The following is a 2,478-nucleotide window of genomic DNA, read 5'->3' as shown; positions in this document are numbered from 1 at the left end:
TGGCCAGCGACAATTATCTTGAGCGGTCGACGACAACTATCCTGAGCGGTTGACGCACGCGCCCGGGGTGCGTTTGCGGTCGGGTCTTAAAGTGGTTTGCCTCAAGAGGAGGCAGCCACATTGCCCGGCAAACGCATATCGGATCATCAAGTGACCAAGTACAAGGAACTGCGCGGCAAGCACAGCCAGGAGGTTGCGGCTGCCAAGGCGGGGGTGAGTGTGGCCAGCGCGCGCCGGATCGAATCGACGGTTCTTCTGCCCTCCCAGAAGCCTGCGCGGACATGGCGCACGCGCGCCGATCCGCTGACTGAGGTGTGGGCGGCGGAGGTCGTGCCGATGCTGGAGGCTGCCCCTGGCCTGATGGCGGTGACAGTGCTGGAGGAACTGCAGCTTCGATATCCGCAGCGCTTCGATGGTGCGGTGTTGCGCACCCTGCAGCGTCGGGTACGCCAGTGGCGCGCCGAACATGGTGGTGATCGCGAGATCTTCTTCGCCCAGGAGCATCCGCCTGGCCGGCTCGGCCTGTCGGACTTCACGGTGTGCGACGAGTTGGCCATCACCATCGTCGGCGTGGTCTTGCCGCACCGGCTTTATCAGTTTGCGTTCGCACACAGCGGCTGGCGTCACGCGTGCATCGTGCTCGGCGGCGAGAGCTTCCAGGCATTGGCGAGCGGCCTTCAGGAGGCGCTGTGGATGGCCGGCGGCGTGCCCGAAGAGCATCGCACCGACAGCCTGTCGGCGGCGTTCAACAACCTGGCCGAGCAGGAGGAACTCACCGCCCGCTACCGCGAGCTGTGCGCGCACTACGGCCTGCGCGCGAGCCGCAACAATCCGGGCGTGAGCCACGAGAACGGTTCGATCGAAGCGCGCCAGGGCAGCCTGAAGACCGCACTGGATCAGTCGCTGCTGCTGCGCGGCACACGTGAGTTCGCGAACCTCGAGAGCTACGGTCAGTTCGTCGCAGATACCGTGCGGCGGCTGAACGCACGTTGTGCTCGGACCTGGGAGATCGAGCGCGCCAGCCTCCGACCCCTGCCAACTCGACGGACGGTGGACTTCGAAGAGGTCGACGCGCGGGTCAGCAAGTTCGGTCTGATCAGCATCAAGGCCGCCCACTACAGCGTGCCGTCCAGGCTGGTTGGCCATCGGCTGAAGGTTCGGCTCTACAGCGCCCACCTCGAAGCCTGGCTGGGCGGCGTGAAGGTGTTCGAATGCGAGCGGTTGCGCAGCAGCGTGCAGACCAAGCATCCCAAGCGCATCGACTGGCGCCACATGCTCCCGTCACTGCGACGCAAGCCCGGAGCCTTCGCCCGATGGATGCTGCGCGATGCCATGTTCCCGCGCAGCGAATACGCCCAAGCCTGGGAGCACATGAGCCAGCGCCTGAGCGAGCGGGAGGCCTGCCGATTGATGGTGAACCTGCTCGATCTGGCCGATCGGGCCAATGTGGTGACCGAGCTCGCCGCAATCCTCAGCGCCCTGGGCGAGCGCAATGAACTCCCCGACATCGAGGTGTTGCGAGCGCAGTTCGCGCCGCGCCCGGCATTGATGCCGTTCGTGGAGGTCCTGTTGCCGGCGACCGCGGTGTACGACGATCTGCTGGAGGCCGCATGAACACGATTGCATCCGCGCGCACCGCGGCCGATGCAGCGCGCCTGCCCCTCATGCTGGCAGAACTGAGGCTTCCAACGATGAAGCGGCTATGGGCCGATCTGGCTGAGCAGTCCAACCGCGAAGGCTGGCCGGCAGAACGCTTCCTCGGCGTACTGCTCGAGCAGGAGGTCAACGAACGCGAGACGCGTCGGCTTGCGCGCGCTCGCATCGATAGCCAACTGCCACCGGACAAGAGCTTGGCCAGCTTCGACTTCGACGCAGTTCCGGCGGTCTCCAAGGCTCACGTCACCGCCTTGGCCGAGGCCGATGGCTGGCTCGCACAAGGGCACAACTTGCTCGCCTTCGGGCCGCCGGGCGTGGGCAAGACCCATCTCATTGCCGGCATCGGCCATGCTCTCATCGATCACGGCTACAAGGTGCTCTTCGTGCGCACGAGCGAATTGGTGCAGCGCCTGCAGGCGGCGCGCCGGGACCTGCGCTTGCCAAATGAACTCGCCAAGCTCGATCGCTTCGACCTCATCATCCTGGACGATCTGAGCTATGCGCGGCGGGACCAGGCGGAGACCTCCGTACTGTTCGAGCTCATCGCCGAGCGCTACGAGAGAAAGAGCATCGCCATCACGGCCAACGCACCCTTCTCGGCATGGGACGAGGTGTTCCCTGACAAGGCCATGACGATCGCCGCGGTCGACCGCTTGGTCCATCACGCCACGATCCTGGAGATGAACGTGGACAGCTACCGCCGCCGCGCTGCGTTGCCGGCTCGCCGGAAACGCTGCGCAACGACAACTACTCAATGATCTTGCTCGACTGCACCGCTCAAGATAATTGACGCTGGCCGCTCAAAGTAGTTGACGCTGGGCA

Annotated in this window: 2 protein-coding genes; both read left to right on the top strand. The window is 65.0% G+C overall.

Annotated features, from left to right (window positions below; genetic code table 11):
- The first annotated feature begins 120 nt into the window (after nucleotides 1-120).
- Nucleotides 121-1,614, top strand: a complete 1,494-nt coding sequence (gene istA, locus AC1DFC_RS29670) for an IS21 family transposase (RefSeq protein ID WP_012747809.1) — start codon at nucleotides 121-123, stop codon at nucleotides 1,612-1,614.
- Nucleotides 1,611-2,414 (top strand): IS21-like element helper ATPase IstB, encoded by an 804-nt coding sequence (gene istB / locus AC1DFC_RS29665; protein ID WP_478180571.1) that lies wholly within the window; start codon nucleotides 1,611-1,613, stop codon nucleotides 2,412-2,414. The genes istA and istB overlap by 4 nt, the downstream gene beginning before the upstream one ends.
- Nucleotides 2,415-2,478: the final 64 nt, after the last annotated feature.

The sequence above is a fragment of the Variovorax sp. 10L421 genome (genome assembly GCF_056395365.1).
Note: the sequence above shows the minus strand (reverse complement) of the source record. Positions and strands in the feature narration are given on the sequence as shown.

What these genes read in the sequence shown, in the direction of transcription:
- istB (WP_478180571.1), top strand. Translation starts at nt 1,611, where the DNA reads ATGAACACGATTGCATCCGCGCGCACCGCGGCCGATGCAGCGCGCCTG.